This is a genomic window from Candidatus Eisenbacteria bacterium (genome assembly GCA_035712145.1).
Lineage (GTDB): Bacteria > Eisenbacteria > RBG-16-71-46 > RBG-16-71-46 > RBG-16-71-46 > DASTBI01.
The window spans coordinates 1-18,319 of sequence record DASTBI010000258.1 but is presented as its reverse complement, the minus strand read 5'-3'; the positions used below and the strand labels follow the sequence as shown (position 1 = coordinate 18,319).

At 69.5% G+C, this 18,319-nt stretch carries 19 protein-coding genes; 15 read left to right on the top strand and 4 right to left on the bottom strand.

Annotation, left to right across the window (positions count from 1 at the left end):
• Nucleotides 1-18 precede the first annotated feature (18 nt).
• From VFQ05_18225 to VFQ05_18165, 13 genes are all read left to right on the top strand, one after another.
• The gene (locus VFQ05_18225) at nt 19-534 is read left to right on the top strand and encodes a shikimate kinase (protein ID HET9328707.1); all 516 of its coding nucleotides are present in this window, start codon (nt 19-21) and stop codon (nt 532-534) included.
• A complete protein-coding gene (locus VFQ05_18220; GenBank protein ID HET9328706.1) occupies nt 531-1,328 on the top strand; it encodes a hypothetical protein in 798 nt (265 codons plus the stop codon). The genes VFQ05_18225 and VFQ05_18220 overlap by 4 nt, the downstream gene beginning before the upstream one ends.
• The gene (locus VFQ05_18215) at nt 1,325-1,945 is read left to right on the top strand and encodes a hypothetical protein (GenBank protein HET9328705.1); all 621 of its coding nucleotides are present in this window, start codon (nt 1,325-1,327) and stop codon (nt 1,943-1,945) included. The genes VFQ05_18220 and VFQ05_18215 overlap by 4 nt, the downstream gene beginning before the upstream one ends.
• Nucleotides 1,946-2,006: 61 nt before the next feature.
• A complete protein-coding gene (rsmD, locus tag VFQ05_18210) occupies nt 2,007-2,585 on the top strand; it encodes a 16S rRNA (guanine(966)-N(2))-methyltransferase RsmD (protein ID HET9328704.1) in 579 nt (192 codons plus the stop codon).
• Nucleotides 2,582-3,109, top strand: coding sequence for a pantetheine-phosphate adenylyltransferase (coaD, locus tag VFQ05_18205; protein HET9328703.1), 528 nt, complete (start codon nt 2,582-2,584; stop codon nt 3,107-3,109). Before rsmD ends, coaD begins: the two co-directional genes overlap by 4 nt.
• Nucleotides 3,106-4,107 (top strand): phosphate acyltransferase, encoded by a 1,002-nt coding sequence (locus tag VFQ05_18200; GenBank protein HET9328702.1) that lies wholly within the window; start codon nt 3,106-3,108, stop codon nt 4,105-4,107. The genes coaD and VFQ05_18200 overlap by 4 nt, the downstream gene beginning before the upstream one ends.
• Nucleotides 4,108-4,127: 20 nt before the next feature.
• Nucleotides 4,128-4,493 (top strand): FmdB family zinc ribbon protein, encoded by a 366-nt coding sequence (locus VFQ05_18195; protein HET9328701.1) that lies wholly within the window; start codon nt 4,128-4,130, stop codon nt 4,491-4,493.
• A gap of 5 nt (nt 4,494-4,498) precedes the next feature.
• Nucleotides 4,499-6,427, top strand: coding sequence for an aconitase family protein (locus tag VFQ05_18190; protein HET9328700.1), 1,929 nt, complete (start codon nt 4,499-4,501; stop codon nt 6,425-6,427).
• A gap of 1 nt (nt 6,428) precedes the next feature.
• Nucleotides 6,429-7,433, top strand: coding sequence for a GTPase ObgE (gene obgE / locus VFQ05_18185; protein HET9328699.1), 1,005 nt, complete (start codon nt 6,429-6,431; stop codon nt 7,431-7,433).
• Entirely contained in the window at nt 7,430-8,104 is a 675-nt protein-coding gene (locus tag VFQ05_18180; GenBank protein HET9328698.1) for a hypothetical protein, read from the top strand. Before obgE ends, VFQ05_18180 begins: the two co-directional genes overlap by 4 nt.
• On the top strand, nt 8,082-9,038 hold the full coding sequence (dprA, locus tag VFQ05_18175) for a DNA-processing protein DprA (GenBank protein ID HET9328697.1): 957 nt from the start codon (nt 8,082-8,084) through the stop codon (nt 9,036-9,038). Before VFQ05_18180 ends, dprA begins: the two co-directional genes overlap by 23 nt.
• Nucleotides 9,035-9,922, top strand: a complete 888-nt coding sequence (locus tag VFQ05_18170) for a lysophospholipid acyltransferase family protein (protein ID HET9328696.1) — start codon at nt 9,035-9,037, stop codon at nt 9,920-9,922. The genes dprA and VFQ05_18170 overlap by 4 nt, the downstream gene beginning before the upstream one ends.
• Complete coding sequence (locus tag VFQ05_18165; protein ID HET9328695.1) at nt 9,922-10,383, top strand: thioesterase family protein; 462 nt, start codon at nt 9,922-9,924, stop codon at nt 10,381-10,383. Before VFQ05_18170 ends, VFQ05_18165 begins: the two co-directional genes overlap by 1 nt.
• On the opposite strand, the gene VFQ05_18160 is transcribed toward VFQ05_18165, so the two are convergent.
• The 3 genes from VFQ05_18160 to VFQ05_18150 are packed head-to-tail and all read right to left on the bottom strand — an operon-like array spanning nt 10,355 to nt 14,435.
• Entirely contained in the window at nt 10,355-12,406 is a 2,052-nt protein-coding gene (locus VFQ05_18160; protein HET9328694.1) for a S9 family peptidase, read from the bottom strand. The two genes, VFQ05_18165 and VFQ05_18160, sit on opposite strands and share 29 nt — an antisense overlap.
• Complete coding sequence (locus VFQ05_18155) at nt 12,403-14,136, bottom strand: 1,4-alpha-glucan branching protein domain-containing protein (GenBank protein HET9328693.1); 1,734 nt, start codon at nt 14,134-14,136, stop codon at nt 12,403-12,405. The genes VFQ05_18160 and VFQ05_18155 overlap by 4 nt, the downstream gene beginning before the upstream one ends.
• 5 nt (nt 14,137-14,141) lie before the next feature.
• On the bottom strand, nt 14,142-14,435 hold the full coding sequence (locus tag VFQ05_18150; GenBank protein HET9328692.1) for a DUF3467 domain-containing protein: 294 nt from the start codon (nt 14,433-14,435) through the stop codon (nt 14,142-14,144).
• Nucleotides 14,436-14,660: 225 nt separating this feature from the next.
• On the opposite strand from VFQ05_18150, the gene VFQ05_18145 reads away from it, so the two are divergent.
• Nucleotides 14,661-16,529 carry an ATP-binding protein gene (locus VFQ05_18145; GenBank protein ID HET9328691.1) on the top strand — a complete coding sequence of 623 codons (1,869 nt, stop codon included), beginning with the start codon at nt 14,661-14,663 and terminating at the stop codon, nt 16,527-16,529.
• 10 nt (nt 16,530-16,539) lie between these two features.
• On the opposite strand, the gene VFQ05_18140 is transcribed toward VFQ05_18145, so the two are convergent.
• Entirely contained in the window at nt 16,540-17,073 is a 534-nt protein-coding gene (locus VFQ05_18140; protein HET9328690.1) for a hypothetical protein, read from the bottom strand.
• Between the two features lie 246 nt (nt 17,074-17,319).
• On the opposite strand from VFQ05_18140, the gene VFQ05_18135 reads away from it, so the two are divergent.
• Nucleotides 17,320-18,189, top strand: coding sequence for a DUF4382 domain-containing protein (locus VFQ05_18135; protein HET9328689.1), 870 nt, complete (start codon nt 17,320-17,322; stop codon nt 18,187-18,189).
• The last annotated feature ends 130 nt before the right edge of the window (nt 18,190-18,319 follow it).

Sequence of the window (18,319 nt, the reverse complement as noted above, 5' to 3'; positions counted from 1 at the left end):
CTGTGCTAGGCTCGCGGCATGAGCGAGAAGCGCGCGATCGCGCTGGTAGGCCTGATGGGCGCCGGCAAGACCACGGTGGCCGGTCTCCTGGCGAGCCGGCTGGGCGGCAAGGCGGTCGATCTCGATCAGGTGCTCGAAGCCGAAGCGGGGTGCAGCGTGGCGGAGATGTTCCGCCGCGAAGGCGAAGCGGCGTTCCGCCGGAGGGAGGCCGAACGGCTCGCGCGGGTGATCGGCAACGGCGCCACGGTGATCGCCTGCGGAGGCGGGGCTTTGATCGAGGCCGCCTCGCGCGAGCGGCTCAAGGGGTCGTGCCGCGTGGTGTGGCTCGAGGTGACGCCTCAGGAGGCCTTGCGCCGCGTGGGAGGAACGCCCGGCGTCCGCCCCCTGTTGCCGCAGGATTCCGTCCAGCTGGAGTCCCTGCTGCGCGGCCGGGAGGCCGCCTATCGCGACGTGGCCGAGATCCGTGTCGTCACCGACGGGCGAACCCCTGATCAGGTCGCCCAGGCGGTGATCGATGCCCTGGAGACGCTATGAGACACCTCCGTGTCGGGTGGACGATGGCTCTCGTCGCGATGGCTGCGGGGTGCGCTCCGCGGCTCGCCCGGCCTCCGGAGAGCGGCTTCGAGGAGCGGATCGCGCGTTATCGAAACTCGGTGACCGAGCGTCAGGCGCGCGCGGTGGCGATGAGCGCCAGCGTGTCGCTGTGGGTGGAGCGCTCCGGCGAGAGACTTCCCGGGGCGCAGGCCGAGCTCCGTCTCGCGGCTCCCGACCGCATGCGTCTGCGCCTCTACGCCGCCTTCGGCACGGCACTGGACCTGGGTATGCGCGGCGACTCGCTGCGTGCGTACGTTCCGGCGTGGAAGCGAGGACTGTCGCTCGATGCGGCGTCGGAGTCGCTCGGCTTCGAAGCCCCCGCCGACCGCATGGTGCGAGCGTTCAGCGCCACATGGGAGCCGCCCGCCGATGCCTGGACCCGCGCGGTTTGGCGAGACTCGATGATGCGCGTGAGCTGGAGCGAGGCCGGCGATTCGCTGTCGCTGGGGATCGAAGAGAACGGAGTTCCATCCTGGGCGCAGATCGCGACGGTGGATGGCTCGTTGCTGCGCGTCCGCTATCGGGGCTGGGATCATGCGACCGGCAGGCCATGGCCGTCGCACGTGGAGCTCGTCGACGAGGAGCACGACGTGCGCGTCACGTGCCGCGCCACCCAGATCCGCTTCGCTTCACGGGCGGACGACGGGCGGCTCGCGGTCCGCTGGCCCCCCGGCACCAGGGCGGTGACCCTTGGCGAGCTGCGCGCGGCGCTCGGCCGACTGGGGTTCCTATGAACCGGTCCAGCGTGGCCGCCCAGCTCATCGTGCTTGCGATTCTCGCTCACACCTCGGCGTTCGCCGCCACGCCGCTGCCTTCGGTCTCGGCACTCGTCAAGCGGCTCCAGACGTCCGGACGTGGCGAGGCCACGCTGGCCCAGACCGTGGTCTCGGCGGGAGAGACGCTGCGCGCCGATCGCGGGCGGCTGTCGCTCGAGCCGCCCGATCGCATGCGCATCGACTTTCAGACCAGCGGCGAGAAGGTCACGATGCGGGCCGACGGCGGAGAATGGATCCAGCCTTCGATGAAGCAGCTGCTGAAGCTGCGGCCCGAACAGGCGCAGGCCGCGGTCAGCACGTGGCGGGCGTTCATGGATGGCGGTGCTGCGACCTATCGGGAGACCGCTCGCGGTTCGCGGCGTTACCGGCTGGTTCCGCTCGAGCCGAGCGATGGCACCGCCGACAGCATCGACGTCGAGCTCGGCGCCGATGGTCTTCCACGGCGTCTGCAGCTGTGGATCGCCGATCAGCGCTGGCTGCTGACGCTCGGCTCCTGGACTTTCGGCAAGCCCAAGGGCTCGCCCGCCTTCACGCTGCGCGCGCCCTCCGGCTACTCCGTCTTCGAGTGGCCCTGAGGCGACAGGTGAAGCAGGGCCGCCAAGTGACGATCGTGACACAGGATCCAGGCTGCCGGCCGTGCGAGTGATCGCGGGCGCATTCGGCGGACGCCGGCTCGACGCGCCGCGCGGTCTCGCCACGCGCCCGACGTCGGATCGAGTGCGTGAGGCGCTGTTCATGGCGCTCGAGCCGCTCGCGGGGCTCAGGGTGCTGGACCTGTTCGCCGGCAGCGGCGCGCTCGGCATCGAGGCGCTGTCGAGGGGTGCTCTGAGCGCCGACTTCGTCGAGGCCGACCCGGCCGCGCGCCGGGTCCTGGAGCGGAACCTCAGAGCGCTCGGCGTCGAATCGCGGTCGCGGATCTGGCCGCTTCGCTTGCCACAGGGGCTGCGCGCGATGAAGGATGTGCTGGCCGCGGCGGACCTGGTGCTGGCCGATCCTCCCTATGGAGGGGACGAAGCACGCGTCCTGCTGCGAGCGCTGGGGGAGGACGTGGTGGGCGGCGATGTGCGCGTGGTGATCGAGCATCACGCCAAGGACGACCTGCCCGAGCGAGCGGGAGAGCTGATCCGAGTTCGCTCGCGCCGCTACGGCGAGACCGTGGTGTCCACGTACCGCATCGATTCGCAGTCGAGACCCGAAGGCGAGGAGGAGCGATGAGCGGAATGCGCACCGCGGTGTTTCCGGGGACGTTCGATCCGTTCACCAACGGACATCTGGACCTCACCCGGCGCGCCGCGCGGCTCTTCGATCGCGTGGTGGTGGCGGTCGCCGCGAACCCCGGCAAGGGAACTCTGTTCACGGTGGAGGAGCGGGTCGAGATGATCCGCGCCGCGACCAAGGGGGTGAAGGGACTCGACGTGGTGCACTTCGATGACCTGGTGGTCGCGTGCGCGCAGCGCGTCGGCGCCCAGGTCATGATCCGCGGCCTGCGCGCGGTGAGCGACTTCGAGTTCGAGTTCCAGATGGCGCTGATGAACCGGCGCCTGTCGCGCCGCCTCGAGATCGCGTTCCTGATGCCGGATCAGAAGTACACCTACCTCAACTCGACGCTGGTGAAGGAAGTCGCGCGCCACGGCGGGACCATCACCGGTCTCGTGCCCCCTCTGGTGGAGCGCCGGCTGCGCGAGCGGCTGCGCGCGCAGGCCAAGGCCGCACGAGGGGAGTCGTCGCGGCGCCGATGAGCCGCGCGCTGGAGCGCATCCGTGATCTGGCGCGACGCCATCGGCGGCGGTTGACCCTGGTCGAAGGCGACGACGAGCGCGTCGTCACCGCGGCGGCGGCCCTGGCGCGCGAGCGCCTCGCCGACGTCACGTTGCTCGGCGATCCCGCGGTGTCTCGCGCGACCGCGGCTCGCGCCCGGGCCGATCTCGCGGCGGTGACGCTGTTGGACAGCTCGGCCGCTTCCGAGGTGGAGCGCACTCGCGCGGCGCTCGAGAGAGCGCGAGGAGAGAAGCTCTCGGCGGAGACGCTCGAGCGGCTGGCCGTGGATCCGCTCTATCAGGCCGGGGCGCGAGTACGGGACGGTTCGGCCGATTGCCTGGTGGCCGGAGCGGTGCGCACCTCGGCCGACGTGGTGCGCGCCGCGTTGTGGCTGATCGGCGTCGCCCCGGGCGTGGGCGCCGTGTCGTCCTTCTTCCTCATGGTGCTTCCCGCCGCGAGAGGGATGGACGAGCGCGTGCTCTCATTCGCGGACTGCGGCGTGCAGCCGGACCCCGGCCCGGCCCAGCTCGCCGAGATCGCGTGCCTGACCGCGGACCACCACCAGCGCCTCACCGGCGAGACGCCGCGCGTCGCCTTCCTCTCCTTCTCCACCCGTGGCAGCGCGAGCCACCCGCGGGTCGACAAGGTGCTGGCCGCGCTCGCGCTGGCGCGTGAACGGCGGCCCGATCTCTCGTTCGACGGCGAGCTGCAGGCCGACGCGGCTCTGGATCCCGAGGTGGCGCGTCGCAAGGCAAAGGACAGCGCGGTGGCCGGCCGAGCGAACGTCGTCGTGTTCCCCGACCTCGATGCCGGCAACATCGGGTATAAGTTGGTCCAGCGCCTGGCCGGGGCCGAAGCCTACGGCCCCATCCTCCAGGGCCTGGCGAGACCAGCCAACGACCTCTCACGGGGCTGCGAGGCGGCCGACGTGATGGGCGTTTCGACGATCGCGTGCGTGCTGAGCGGCGATCCGGATTGAAATAGGAGACTTCGCTTCACATGCCGACCTACGACTATCGCTGCCGGAAGTGCGGGCACGTCTTCGAGCTCTTCCACAGCATGAAGGACGACAAGCCCAAGCGCTGTCCGAAGTGCAAGGGACGCGCGGACCGGATGATCTCGGCGGGCGCCGGCATCATCTTCAAGGGCTCGGGTTTCTACATCACCGACTATCGCAGCCGGAACTATCAGGAGCGGGCGAAGCAGGAGAAGTCCGGAGGCGCCAAAGAGAGCGGCGGCGAGAGCAGCTCGGGCGGCGAGGCGAAAGGCGGCGAGGCGAAAGGCGGCGGGTCGAAAGACCGTGGGTCGAAGGCCTCGGGGTCGAAAGGCGGCTCGAAAGGCTCCGGCTCGAAGAGCCCGGAATAGAGCCGATGACCTCGCTCACGTCCGAGCTGCTCGAGGCGCATCGCGCGGAGCGCGGCACTCGAGGGTCCCGCGGTCCTCGCCCTCTGCGCACCGCGTTCGGGGCGAAGCACGTGGTGATCGAAGGCCATGCCGGGCTCCTCGCGCTGCGCTCCTTCGAAACGCTCGGCATCGAGCGCCAAACCGCCGAGCTGGCGCTGGCCGGCGCCGACGAGGACCCATTCAACCGCATCACCGTGTCCGACGAGCCGGCGGCCCTCGAGCGCATGGCGCGACGGCGCGGATTCATGGTGTCTCGCGCCGGGAACGGCCCGACCCATCAGGTGTACCTGGCCCGCCTCGCGATGCCCGCGCGACTCGTGCTGGGCACGTCGCGATGGCTGCCTTCGTGTGGCGCGCTCGGCGCGCTGGCCCTGCAAGTGAGCCCGATCGAAGCCGCTGCGGCGCTGGCTGGCGCGCCCGTCGATCTGCCATGGCCCGAGACGTTCATCGTGCGCCTGTTCGGAAGCCCGCCCGACTGGCTGGCGGGTGACGACCTGGCGCTGGAGCTCGAGCGACGTCTGGCCGCGACGAGGCTGGATCGCCACGTGCTGGAGTTCCAGGTGATCGAGAGCGGCGCCCTGCGCTTCGCCGATCGCGTCGCCGTCGCCACCCGCGCGCCACGGCTCGGGGCCGTGAGCGCGCTGTTCGCGTCGGACGACGTCGCGCGCGCCTATCTCAAGGCGCAGGGCCGCGAGCCCGACTGGAAGGCCTTTGCGCCGCCGTCGGCGGATCCGGAGTCGCGGCTGGATGTGGACTTCTCCAATGTCGAGCCTCTGGTCTCCGTGCCGCGCCGCGGCGTGCTGCGACTGAGGGACCTGGGTGAAGCGCCGGTGAGCGGAGTCTGGATCGGACCCGAAGCGTCGCTCTCCGATCTCGAGCGTTTCGTTCGAACGCTGCGGAGCGAACGATTCGCCGCAGGACTGGATTGCGTGATCACGCTCGGGCACCGGCAGCTGCGCGAAAGCGCGGCCCGAGCCGGTCTGCTCGGCGCGCTGCGCGCCGCGGGCGCGCGCGTCGAAGTGCCTCTGGCCATGCCACGGCCACGCTCCGGTCCGGGGGTGGCGCTGGCTTGCGGCGCTCCGCGCGCTCGAGCCCTCGGATGGCACGAGACCGGACCGGTCGCGTGCGCCGCCGCGGCCGTGACCGGCATCCTGACCGATCCTCGCCAGCGAGCGGCGCCGGTTGCCGATGAGCCGGTATCCGAGAGCTATGTCATCGACGATCGCTTGCTCGAGCGGCCGCCCCCCGAGGCGGTTTCGGTCGATGGGGCGCGCGAGAACGGCGCCTGGCCCTTGCCCTCGGCGATCACCGGTCCGCTGCGCGGCGCGGTGCTGCTCAAGCTCGGCGATCACGTCGGCGTCGACCGCATCCTTCCCTGGGGGGCGCGTGTCCGGCCGCTCGCCGGCGACGTCGAGCGGCTGGCCGATCATCTGTTCGCCCTGGTGGATCCCGGCTTCGGGGCCCGGGCGCGTGCGGAAGGCCAGGGCTGGATCGTGGCCGGACGTGAGCTGGGCGGCGGGCCACGGCGGGAGGAGATCGGACTCGTCGCGGTCACGCTCGGCGTACGCGGCATGTTCGCGCGAACCTTCGATCCGGAGTTTCGAAGGCTGCTCTGCCAGCACGGGCTGCTGGCCTTGCGATTCGTGGGCGACGAGGACGCCGCGATGATCGGCCTCGGTGACGAGCTCGAGATCCCCGACCTGCCGGAAGGCCTCGAGCAGGGGAAGCCGCTCGTGGTGCGGAACCTGACGCGCGGCCTCCAGGTGACCGTGCATCACGATCTCGACGAACAGGAGGTGGCGGCGGTGCGTCGCGGTGGTTTGCTGGCCACACTGCGCCGCGAGACCGCGGGTGGGACGGCGACGAAGTCCGCCGCGACGGCGGCGGAGGACTGAGATGCTCGTCGATCATGCGCGCATTCACGTCATCGCCGGCAAGGGAGGTGACGGGTGCATCAGCTTCCGGCGCGAGAAGTACGTGCCGAAGGGCGGCCCTGACGGCGGCGACGGAGGAAGGGGGGGGAGCGTGGTGCTCGTCGTCGACCCCTCCGTGCGCACATTGCTTGACTGCCGGGAACGCCCTCGTTACCGTGCGCCCAACGGCGGTGCGGGCTCGGGCAACAACCGCACCGGTCGAGACGGCGGTGATCTGGTCATCGAAGTTCCGCCGGGAACCATGATCAAGGACGTGGCGACGGGCGACTCCGTCGCCGATTTGGTAGAGCCCGGGACCCGTTGGCAGGCAGCGCGGGGTGGGCGCGGTGGTCGCGGCAATGCCCGATTCGCGACGCCGGCTAGGCAGGCGCCACGACACGCAGAGCCCGGCGAACCCGGTGAAGAGCGCTGGCTCGAGCTCGAGCTGAAGCTCATCGCCGACGTCGGACTGGTTGGCCCTCCCAATGCCGGCAAGTCGACGCTGCTGTCTCGCGTCTCCCGCGCTCGTCCGCGGATCGCCCCCTACGCGTTCACGACGCTCGAGCCCAACCTCGGAATCGCGGATCTGGATGGCGAGCGCCGCTTCGTGGTCGCCGACCTTCCCGGACTGATCGAGGGAGCGCATCGAGGTCGCGGTCTCGGTCTGGAGTTCCTGAGACATGTCGAACGGACTCGCGTGCTGGCCTTTCTCATCGAAGCCACCTCGCCCAATGCCGCGGAGGATTTGATGACCATCGAGCACGAGCTTCGTGAATACCGCGGCGCGTTGATGGACAAGCCACGCATCGTCGTGCTCACCAAGGCCGATCTTCTCGCTCCCGGCGAGGCGGAGACGGTGGCGGCTCGGGCCGGACTGCCGGACGCGCACGTGGTGAGCGCCCACACGGGCCATGGCATCGATCGCCTGCTCCAGACCTGCTGGCGCATGGTGGCCCAGGAAGCGAAGCTCGAGGCCGCGGGCGAATGAACGACGACCGTTACGGACCCACCCGCCCCTTCGATGCGCTCAACCCGCGCGGGCTGGCGGGCAAGCGTGAATACGTGCGCGGCCTCGAGCAGCGTGGCGACGCTCAAGCGCTCTCCCTGCTGGCCGAATGCCTGTGCGACGAGTCCTGGTATCTGCGGGATCTGGCCGAGGAGGCGCTGCTCCGTCTGGGTGAACGCGGCGCGCCGGTGCTGCTGCCGCTTCTCGAGCAAGGGCTGTGGTTCTCGCGGACCAGCGCGGCGCGTGTGCTGGGGCGCACCGCCTATCGCCCGGCGGTGCGGTCGCTGCTGCCTCTGGCCGACGACGCCAACGCCACGGTCGCCGAGGCGGCGCGCGAGGCGCTGATCGCGATCGCACGCACCGGGGGGGCGGTCAGTGTGGCACGCGGTCTGGCCCTGCTCCCGAGCGAGGCTCGTCAGCGCAGAGCCCTGGAGATCCGTCTCGAGGACCGTCATCTCATGGAGCGCATCGAGCGCCTGATGGGGCATGACGACCTGATGTCGCACGAAGACGATTCGCTCACCGACGACAGTCCCATGGTGCGCGCCCATGAAGAGGGACTGGAGTGGGAAGTGCTCACCGGTCCCGCGCCGCCGGGTTCCGTCACAAGCCCCGGGCCCCAAGGGCCTCGTGCCGAGTCGCTCCGCGACTGAGATCCGCGCGCTCGGCGCAGACCATCCTCTGTACCCGGCGGGTCTTCATGACCTCGCCGACTCGCCGCCGGTGCTCTACACGCGTGGGGCGCTTCCCCCGGTTCCCGCCGAGTCGGTCGCGATCGTCGGCTCACGGGCAGCCTCTCCCTACGGCCGCGCGATGGCCGAGCGGCTGGCTTCGGATCTGGCGCGTCTCGGCTACGCGGTGGTGAGCGGACTGGCGCGCGGCATCGACGCGGCGGCCCATCGCGGCGCGATGGACGCCGGAGGCCGCACCTGGGCGGTGCTGCCGAGCCCCGTGGACGATGTGGCGCCGAGACACCACCGAGGCCTCGCGGAATCGATCGCCGCGAGAGGTGGACTGCTCAGCGAGATCGCTCACGGCGAGCCGATCCATGCCAGCTCATTCATCGAGCGCAACCGGTTGATCGCCGGGCTCTCATGCGCCACCGTCGTGATCGAGGCCGCGCAGAAGAGCGGCGCGCTATCCACCGCGGCGGCGGCCCGGCGCCTCGGCCGCGCGGTGCTGGCCGTTCCCGGGGACATCGATCGCGAGACCTCGCGCGGCTGTCACGCGCTGCTGCGCCGAGGCGCAGGTTTGTGCGAGTGCGCCGCGGATGTGGTGCGCGCCGCAGAAGCGTGGCAACGCGCTCACGGCGCGCGCCCGCGCGAGGGCATGGCGCCTGGCGACCGCACCGAAGCGGGTCTGCGATCGGGAGGCGCAGGAGCGGCGCGGCATGCTCCTTCGCCGGGGGATGAAAGCATCGAGAGCCGGTTGCTGAAGCTCCTGGGCAAGGAGCCCGAGACCATCGAATCGCTGATCCGAAAGGCGGGGATCGAATTGTCTCAGGCCCTGGCCGCGCTGCTCGCCCTGCAGTGGTCGGGCGCGGTCGAGTGCCGGCCCGGACAACGCTGGGCGCGGATCGATCCATGAAAGCCGCGCACCGGATCGAAACCTGGCTGGCGCGCGGCCTCGCGAACGATCTGTCGCGCCGTCCATGGCCGCAGGTGCTGAAGACCGGCGCCCGGCTGGGTGATCTGATGCGCGGTCTCGGCCTGCGACGAAAAGTCGCCGAAGAGAACCTGACGATCGCCTTTCCAGACCAGACGGCTGAGCGCCGGGCCGAAGTGCTCGCCGCCCACTATCGCGAGCTCGGCCGCGTGGCCTCCGAATATCCGCGGCTTGGAACACTGGTGCACGCCGCCGATGACGAAGTCGTCGCGCGCGCCACCGGGGTCGAGCACCTCGAGGCGGCGAGAAAGGCCGGACGCGGCGCCGTGCTTCTCACCGGCCACTACGGTCACTTCGAGCTCCTGGGCGCCTGGCTCGGGCGGATCCATCCCGTGGACTTCGTGGTGAAGCCGCTCTCCAATCCCGGCGTGGATGCCATGCTGGCCGGCTGGCGTGCCGAGGCCGGCGTCGGCACCATTCCGCTCGGCGCGGGACTGCGCCGGGTGTTCGAAGCCCTGCGCGCCAACCGGTGGGTGGCGATGGTGGCCGATCAGGACGCGCGCTCTCATGGCGTCTTCGTGCCGTTCTTCGGCCGGCGCTGCAGCACGCCCAAGGGTCCGGCCGAGCTGGCGTTGCGGACCGGTGCGCCGATCATCATGGGGTTCGCGCGCCGCGAGGCCGATGGGCGGCACACCATCGATCTCATGCCACCGCTCGAGACTCCCGACCGGAACGCGCCGGGAGCGGTGGAGAGATTGACTGCCTGTCACACCGCGTTGCTCGAATCGGAAGTGCGGCGGCATCCCGAGGGGTGGTTCTGGCTCCACAAGCGCTGGAAGACGGCTCCGCCCACGCAGGAGACCTGATGCATCGATACGCGATTCGCGTGCGCTACGGCGATACCGATCAGATGGGCTTCGCGTACTACGCGCACTATCTGCGGTGGTTCGAGATCGGGCGCGCGGAGATGCTGCGCGCGCTCGGCTGGAGCTATCGCGCCGTCGAGGAGGCCGGCATCCAGCTCCCCGTGCTCGAAGCGCGCTGCCGCTATTTCAAGCCGGCCCGCTACGACGACGAGCTGTGGATCGAGACCGGTGTCCTGGAGGTGCGCCGCGCTTCGGTGCGTTTCGGGTATCGAATCGTGCGCGTGTCGGGGGAGGAGCTTCTGGCCACCGGCGAGACGGAGCATTGCTTTCTCGGTCCGGAAGGAAAGCCAGCGCGTCCGCCGGAGCGGATGGCCGATCTGCTCGCCCAGGCGCCACGCGCGATCGCCGAACCGTCGAAGCCGGCGTCGCGGATCAGCGCTCCTGGAGCCCCCACTGGCTGAGCAGGAAGGCATAGTCGAAGGCGATCTCGCGCAGGAAGTCGTAGCGACCCGATGCGCCGCCATGCCCAGCGGACAGGTTCACCTTGAACAGCAGAGGATTGCCGTCCTGTTTGAGGGTGCGCAGCCGCGCCACGTACTTGGCCGGCTCCCACACCATCACCTGGCTGTCGTGGAGCGAGGCCTTGACCAGCATGCGCGGGTAGTCGCGGGGCGCGAGGTTGGTGTAGGGGCAGTAGGTCCGGATCACCTGATAGTGCTCGAGCTCGGACGGGTTGCCCCACTCCTCGTACTCGCCGACGGTCAGCGGCAGCGATTCGTCGCACATGGTGTTGATCACGTCGACGAACGGCACCGCCAGCAGGGCCGCGTGGAAGAGCTCGGGACGACGGTTGATGACCGCGGCCATGGTGAGGCCGCCCGCGCTGCCGCCGTGGATCGCCAGGCGGTCCGGGGCCGTCCAGCCGGATGCGATCAGGTGCTCGGCGGCGGCGATGAAGTCGTCGAACGTGTTCTGCTTGTGCGCCATGCGGCCTCGATCGTGCCACGCCTTGCCGAGCTCGCCGCCGCCCCGCACGTGCGCGATCGCGAACACGACGCCGCGGTCGAGCAGGCTGAAGCGATTGGAGTTGAACGAGGCCGGCATCGACATGCCGTATGCGCCGTACGCGTAGAGCAGGAGCGGTGCGGGGCGGGCCGTGTCGCGGCGCCAGACGATCGAGATCGGCACGCGCGTCCCGTCGGCGGCCAGAGCGTGCTCGCGCCGGCTCTCGTAGAGGGCGGGCTCGTATCCGCCGAGCACGGGCTGGCGCTTGAGCAGCGCCGAGGTTCGAGCGTCGACGTCATAGTCGAAGGTGGACGGCGGCGTGATGAAGGATTGGTACACGTAGCGGACCTTGGTTGTGGCGAAGGTCCGGTTGTCACCGAAGCCCGCGGCATAGACCGGCTCCGGGAACTCGATGCGGTGGGAGGTCTGGCTGCGGAAGTCATGAATCCGCAGACGCACCAGTCCGTCTTCGCGCTCGCTGACGACGAGGTGGTCCTGGAAGCACGCGAGGCCCTCGAGCATCACGTCGTCACGGGGCGGAATCATCTCGGTCCAGCGGCTCGGGTCGTCGACCGGCGCGACCACCAGCCGGAAGTTTCGCCCGTGGTCGTTGGTGAGGATGTAGAAGGAGTCTCCACGGTGGTCCACCCCGTATTCGTGATCCTGCCGCCTCTCGGAGATCACGCGCCACGCACCCGCGGGATCGTCCGCGCGGAGGACGCGAACCTCGCTGGTGGTGTGGCTGTCGGAGGAAAGGAAGAGCCAGGCACCGCTCCTCGAGCGGTCGACGTGGATGACGAAGCGTTCGTCCGGCTCTTCATAGACCAGCTCGGATTGGGATTCGCCAAGCCGCCGGCGGTATAGGCGATGGTCGCGTTTGGCCGCGTCCTTCACGGTATAGAAGAGCGTCCGGCCATCCGCCGCCCAGGCCACCGAGCCGACGTCGTGCACCGTGTCCGCGAGGTCCGCGCCGCGATGGAGGTCGCGAACGTGGAGGTCGTAGACGCGGAACCCCGTGCGGTCGGTGCTGTACGCGAGCAAGGCGCCGTCGTCGCTGACCTCGAAGGCGCCGAGCGCCATGAACGCTTCGCCCCTCGCGAGTTGGTTGAGGTCCAGCACCACCTGCTCGGGGGCCTCGATCGATCCCCGCTTGCGGCATTGAATCGGGTACTGCTGGCCTTCCTCGGTCCGCGAGTAATAGAAGTAGCCGCCTTCCAGGTAGGGAACGCTGAGGTCGGTCTGCTGGATGCGGCTCAGCATCTCCTGGTAGAGCCGCTCCTGGAGCGCCGCGGTGCCGGACATCGCGGCCTCGGCGTAGGCGTTCTCGGCTTCGAGGTAGGCGATGACCTCGGGGTCGCTCTTCTCACGGAGCCAGAAGTAGTCGTCCTCGCGCCGCTCGCCATGGAGCGTGGTGACGTGAGGCACGCGGCGTGCGACGGGCGGTGTGGGTGGAGTCGACCTCGGAAGGGAAGCGGTCATCCGCTCGCAGGCACGGCGTGCGGAGAGCCGGCGGCGGGATGTCCGCGCCAGTCGTACTCCGCGAACACACTGTCGCGGCGCTCGCAGTCCGACAGGAAGTTCTCGTCGCCCTGATTGAGGGAGCCCATCTGGATGCGGCGCTCGGCGAGAACCGCCAGCCGGTCGAAGTCCGTGGCGTGCGCGCTGAGCCGCTGCTCGGCGTAATCACGCGCCGCGACGGTGGTGATCAGGAACTGCCAGTCCGAGGCTTCGAGCAGCAGCAGCTCCCGTCCCGCTTGAGCCAGGAGGCGATCGAGCAGCGGATCCGCGGGCCGCCCGACCGCGTCGCGCACCAGGCGCTCGTAACGCTCCTCGGACCGGTGCACGTGGTCCCAGGTCCAGCGTGTGTCGGCGTTGAGCCAGACCTGGTGGCCGCCGCCTTCGCCCCATGATCCTTCCGACAGCGAGATGACGTGGTCCGCGGGATGATCGCGGAGGTACGCGCTCGGCAGCTGCGGCTGGACGCCGGCTTGCGCTGCGGCGTCGATGACCGCGCCGAGGAACTGCGGACCCTCGAACCACCAGTGGCCGAACAGCTCGGTGTCGAACATCGCGCACGCGATCGGCTGAGCTCCCCGCGTGGCGTCCTGAGACAGCGTGCGGACCAGCAGCTCGACGAAATGGCGCGCATGCTCCGGCGCCCGCGCCTCGGCGGCCCCGGGTTGATAAACCTGTTTCTCGGCGAGGTCGGCCTTGGGGTGCGTGACCCGCCAGTAGCGGTGGCCGCCCGGGAAGCGCTTCTTGTGGAAGTCGAGGTAGACCCCATCACCGGGATAGCCGTGCTCGCCGCTCCATACCTGGAGCGCGGTCTCGGGATCGCGACCGAAGCAGCACACCCTCGCTTCGTCGCCAACCCGGTAGGGGACGTAGGGGCGGCGGGCGATCGCCGGCGCCGTGCTCGCGTCGGTCTCGCGCGCCAGATGGCGGAGCGCTTCGAAGCGGTCGGCGTAGACCCCGAGCGGCTTGCCGCCGCTCACCAGATGCGTGTCCACGAAGAAGTATTCGAGACCGTGGCGGGCCAGCAGGGACTCGATCCCCGCGCGCTCGCGCCGTGCGCGCGGCAACGAGCCGGCGCGCTCCATGACCGGGGACGGCCATGGCCCCGCGGGACGGTAGGCGCACTCGGGCAGCCACACCCCACGCGGCGCGCGTCCGAAGTGACGGCGGTGCGTGGCCACGGCGACCCGCAGCTGCTCCTCGGCTGCCGCGTCGCTGGAAAGCAGCGGCAGGTAGCCGTGCGTCGCCCCGCAGGTGATGATCTCGATGGCGCCGCGCTCCTCGAGCCGCCGGAATCGCGCCACCAGATTGGAGCCGTGCGGTCCCAGGAAGTCCTCGAGTGAGGCGCGGTAGAAGGTCTCCCACCGCTCCGCCAGCGCCGCCATCTCGCTCTCTCCGGTGCGGGAGAGCGCGGCGCGGTCCTCGCGGGCGGCCTCGAGCTTGGTCTCGAGGTAGGTGGCGAACTCCTTGGTGAAGTCGGGATGGGCGAGCTGCTCGCACAAGACCGGCGTGAGTCCCAGAGCCACGCCCAGCGGTTGGCCCGAGCGCGCGCGCTTCTCGAGCAAGCGCCACAGCGGGAGATAGGTCTCCGCCGCGGCCTCGTTGAGCCAGTCGACGCCGTGCGGCCAGCGTCCGTGATGCAATACCCACGGCAGATGGCTATGAAGGACGAGCGTGAACGAGGGTTGGCCCATGAGACTCAGGAGTTGAAGCCCAGTTCTTTCTTGGTTTCGCCGCCGGGGACCTTGATGACTCCGAACTGATTCTCATAGTTCTTGAGGTTCTGCTCCAGCGCCATGAGCAGGGACTTGGCGTGCTGAGGCGTCAGGATCACGCGCGCGTAGACCTTGGCCTTGGGGAGTCCCGGCAGCGCGCGGGCAAAGTCCAGGATCACCTCCGAGGCGGAATGCGCGATGAACACCAGGTTGGAATAGATGCCTTCGGCTTCGCGCTCGCCGAGCTCGATCTCGATCGCGTTTTGGGGCTTTTCCACGACGGGCTCCTCGTTTCCACCCACTGGAACCAGACGGAGCGTGCGGGCCGCGGGGGTCCATGGGGCAGCGGGGACGCGGACGTTAGGAGCCCAAAGGCCCTAGCGTCAAGGCGAAACGCCACTTATGCCCGCCCAGTGACTGCGCCGCGACGGAGCGAGGGGCTATGTGCCCGATGGCATGTGGCTTGCCGTTTCGGGACGAACCCTTTCGCCATGGAGACCTGAATGTCCTCACCGCAGATGCCGCGCCCATCGGGCCGACGTCCTCCGGAGCTCACCGGGGCGTTCTCAGGGATGGCGAAGCTGTTCGACCCGAGCCTCGAGCGCAACGGCCTCGAGCGCATGCTGATGGCGGCGGCCACGCACGCCGAAGGTCCCGGATTCGCGCGCGCGCACCTGCTGGTGTGGAACACCGATCGCGGTGTGCTCGACGGAAGGCTGTCCTGGGTGGCCGACACGGACCGGAGCTTCGACGAAGCCATTGCCAAGGCCCGGCAGCAGGCGAGTGAAGGCACCGACCCGCTCGCCACCAAGCAGCTTCGCGCGCTGAGATTGTCGCCCGAGGACCTCGCCGGCCCCCTCGCCCGGGCCTGGAACACACGCCGCACCGACCACGGCAGCCACACTCAAGGACCGTGGGGCGAGAGTGCTGCGATCGGCGTGGTCGTGCTCGCCGGTCCGGAGCGGCCCTACGGGATCGTGATTGGTGAATGGTCTTCGCCTCCGGACGAGACGGGCCTGGCGGCGCTCGAGAGCTTTCGGGCGGTGGCCAATGCCGCGCTCGACGTGCACCTGCAATCCGCCCGCTCGCGGCGTCGCGCCGAGCACACGCGCGCGCTCACGAGCTTCGCGCATGCGGCCGTTTCGTCGCTCAACCTGGCGGAGCTGGGCAATCGGCTGGTGCGGCTGGCCGCCGAGGCCACCGATGCGCGCGGTGCGGTGCTGTGGCGCATGGGGCAAGGCGATCGCCTCGAGGTCTCGAGCAGCTACGGACCCGCCGGCGTGCGCGACCGGATGGGACGGGGGCTTTCGGCGCTGGCGGTGCGATGTGTCGCGGCCGGACGGCCATGGGTGATCGAGCGCGCGGTCGAAGCCGACATGCTGGAGCCCGAGGTCGCCGCTCAGGTGTCGACGGTGGTTGCCGTGCCGCTCGTGGCCTACGGGCGGCCGCTCGGCGCGCTCGCGGTCTATGACCGCCTGGCCCAGCATCCGCACGAAGGCATGGGATTCGATCGCGAGGACGTCGAGGCGCTGGCGGGTCTTGCGGAGCAGTGCGCGTTGGCGTTCGAGCAGGCGCGCTCTGACGATGCGCGAAGGCGGCTGGAGCAGGCGCGGCGCGACCTGCTCCGCCAGCTCATGCGCAGCGAGCGCCTCGCTGCCGCCGGCGAGACGTCGACCCGTGCCGCGCGGCAGGCACGCAATCCTCTGGCCTCGATCGGCGCCTTCGCGCGCCGCGTGCATCGCAGCCTGGCCGAGGAGGATCCCAACCGCGAGTACCTCGAAGTGGTGATTCGGGAGAGCGACCGGCTGGAACGCGCGCTCGGCGAGCCGGTCGAGGTCGAGATCGTGGACGGACCCATTCTGAGGATGGAGAGCGTCAATCGCCTGGTCCAGGACTCGCTGCAGGAGATCGGCGAGCAGCTGGTGCGGCGCCGCATTCGCCTGCTCAAGAAGCTCTCACCCGACCTGCCCCCCCTGCTCCTGGATGGCAAGCGCATGGGACGCGTGGTCGACAACGTGCTCGCTCACGCCCTGGACCGCGTGCATCCCGGAGGGCGAGTGCGCGTCGAGACGCGGCGGGTTCAGCAGTTCGTGCTGGTCGAGATCGCGACCGACGGGGTCGCCCGGCCAGGCGAGCTGATGGCGGATCTATTCGTTCCGTTCAGCGGCCTGGAGGGCGCGGATACGGGGCTCGCCATGGCGCGGCAGGTGGTGTGGCAACACGGGGGCGAGGTGCGGGTGAGGAGCGAGGCGGAATGGAACCTGATCTTCACGCTGACCTTGCCGATCCGGCTCAACGAAGAGCGTCGCCGTCCCGGAGCCGAGCGCCGTGTCGTGCGCGGCGATCGCCGGCATCACACGCCGGCATCCTGATCTTCTCGCGTTAGCGGAACCAGGCGAGAAGCACGAGCCCGAGAATGATGCAGCCGCCGATGAGCATGGCGGTGCGGATGCCGCTTTCGGTCGAGCTGGGCTCGATCGCCACGGACTTCATCGGGGCGGGGGAGTCCTCCAGCTCGATCATCGAGCTCTCTGGCAACAGACCGGGTGCGCCGAATGTCTTGCGGATGCCGCCGGGCCCCGTGATCTGGAACGACATCTTGATCTCGTTCTGACTCACGCCGGGCGCGCCGGCCTCTGCCGCGCGCATCGCCTGCTCGTAAGCCTGGCGCACGTCGGGAGGCATGGATTCGAGCCCCTGATACGTCCTTCCGTTCACCATGAACGTGCTGTGAACGGTCGCCGTATGACCGATCGACAAGCCCCCACGCTGGATGATGCGGGTCGTGCCCTCATCGCCCTGGCCCATCAAGCCGGGGAGGCGGGCCAGCGTCTCCTCGTAGAGCCGCCTGACGTCGAGCGGCATCGCTTCGACGCTTTCGTAGCTCACACCGTTGACGATGATCTTGGCGGGCATGAAGTCCTCCCGGCGACGGATGGTTCCGCCACGTTATCGGCACCGGGTGCGGGGAGGCTTGAGGCCACGAGTCTCACCCTTTGCCAAAGCCACTCGAAGCGAAGGCGTTAGCTCCGAAGCAACGCACGACTCGGGCTCGCAGCGTTGCCGCGACCCGTCGATGCCCCCTATGATGGCAGTGCCTCTCGTTCGAGGGGGCGCCAGCCCCCGACCGCAACTTGCGTCCACCATCGAAGGGAGTGCTCCGTGAAAAACAGAGTCTTCGCGGCCCTGGCCGCCGCATCATGCCTGGTCTGGATGGGCTGTTCATCGGACCGCAATGGCTCGGGTCGCTTGAACGGCGCCGGAACGGGCCACGTCACCGTTCATCTCACCGACGCGCCGGGCGACTACGACGCCGTGAACGTGGCCATCACGGGAGTCTCGCTGCGTCGGGAAGGAGACGATGACGGCTGGGAGGATCTGGACATGGAAGGCGGCATGTTCGACCTCCTCCTGCTGCAGAACGGAGTGATGACGACGCTGGCGCTCGGCGACGTCCCGCCGGGGCACTACGATCAAGTGAGGCTGCTCCTCGGTCCCGGCTCGAACGTGGTTGTCGACGGCGAGACCCATTCACTGACCGTGCCGAGCGGAATGTCCAGCGGTCTCAAGCTCAAGGGTGATTTCGACATCGTCGAAGGAGAGAACCACGAGCTGATCCTGGATTTCGATGCCGCGAAGTCGATCCACCGCACCGGCAACGGCAAGTACATGATGCGGCCGGTGGTGACCCTCACCGTGGGCGACGTGGTGAATCCGCCGCCGGCAGACACCACCGGAAGCATCACCGGCCGGACGCTGCCCGCGGGCGCGACCGCAACGATCAGCGCCATGCAGGGCACCACGACGGCTCGCAGCACCACCAACGACGCCACCGGAGCCTTCACGCTCGACCCGCTGCTGGCGGGCTCGTATGACGTGAAGATCGATGCCGACACGACCTACCGGGACACCACCATCACCGGCGTGTCGGTCGCCGCAGGTCAGGTGACGGAGCTTGGCGACATCCAGCTGCAGACTGTCGTGGCGCCGGCAGGGGCAGCGCGGGCGGTCGCGGGTGTGCGGCGGCGCTGAGAGCTTTGGATGGAAGAGAAGCCCCGCTCGAGCGGGGCTTCTTTCTTGTCGGCGCCGGGCCTTGTCGAAAAGGGCCGATTCCGTCTAAGGTTCCGCGTTCGGTGCGACCCTAGCTCAGTTGGTAGAGCAC

Coding starts and splice junctions, on each gene's coding strand:
- VFQ05_18200 (HET9328702.1), top strand. CDS start 3,106: ATGAGCCGCGCGCTGGAGCGCATCCGTGATCTGGCGCGACGCCATCGG.
- VFQ05_18145 (HET9328691.1), top strand. CDS start 14,661: ATGTCCTCACCGCAGATGCCGCGCCCATCGGGCCGACGTCCTCCGGAG.
- obgE (HET9328699.1), top strand. CDS start 6,429: ATGCTCGTCGATCATGCGCGCATTCACGTCATCGCCGGCAAGGGAGGT.
- VFQ05_18180 (HET9328698.1), top strand. CDS start 7,430: ATGAACGACGACCGTTACGGACCCACCCGCCCCTTCGATGCGCTCAAC.
- VFQ05_18215 (HET9328705.1), top strand. CDS start 1,325: ATGAACCGGTCCAGCGTGGCCGCCCAGCTCATCGTGCTTGCGATTCTC.
- VFQ05_18195 (HET9328701.1), top strand. CDS start 4,128: ATGCCGACCTACGACTATCGCTGCCGGAAGTGCGGGCACGTCTTCGAG.
- VFQ05_18170 (HET9328696.1), top strand. CDS start 9,035: ATGAAAGCCGCGCACCGGATCGAAACCTGGCTGGCGCGCGGCCTCGCG.
- VFQ05_18155 (HET9328693.1), bottom strand. CDS start 14,136: ATGGGCCAACCCTCGTTCACGCTCGTCCTTCATAGCCATCTGCCGTGG.
- VFQ05_18225 (HET9328707.1), top strand. CDS start 19: ATGAGCGAGAAGCGCGCGATCGCGCTGGTAGGCCTGATGGGCGCCGGC.
- VFQ05_18190 (HET9328700.1), top strand. CDS start 4,499: ATGACCTCGCTCACGTCCGAGCTGCTCGAGGCGCATCGCGCGGAGCGC.
- VFQ05_18140 (HET9328690.1), bottom strand. CDS start 17,073: ATGCCCGCCAAGATCATCGTCAACGGTGTGAGCTACGAAAGCGTCGAA.
- VFQ05_18165 (HET9328695.1), top strand. CDS start 9,922: ATGCATCGATACGCGATTCGCGTGCGCTACGGCGATACCGATCAGATG.
- coaD (HET9328703.1), top strand. CDS start 2,582: ATGAGCGGAATGCGCACCGCGGTGTTTCCGGGGACGTTCGATCCGTTC.
- VFQ05_18160 (HET9328694.1), bottom strand. CDS start 12,406: ATGACCGCTTCCCTTCCGAGGTCGACTCCACCCACACCGCCCGTCGCA.
- VFQ05_18220 (HET9328706.1), top strand. CDS start 531: ATGAGACACCTCCGTGTCGGGTGGACGATGGCTCTCGTCGCGATGGCT.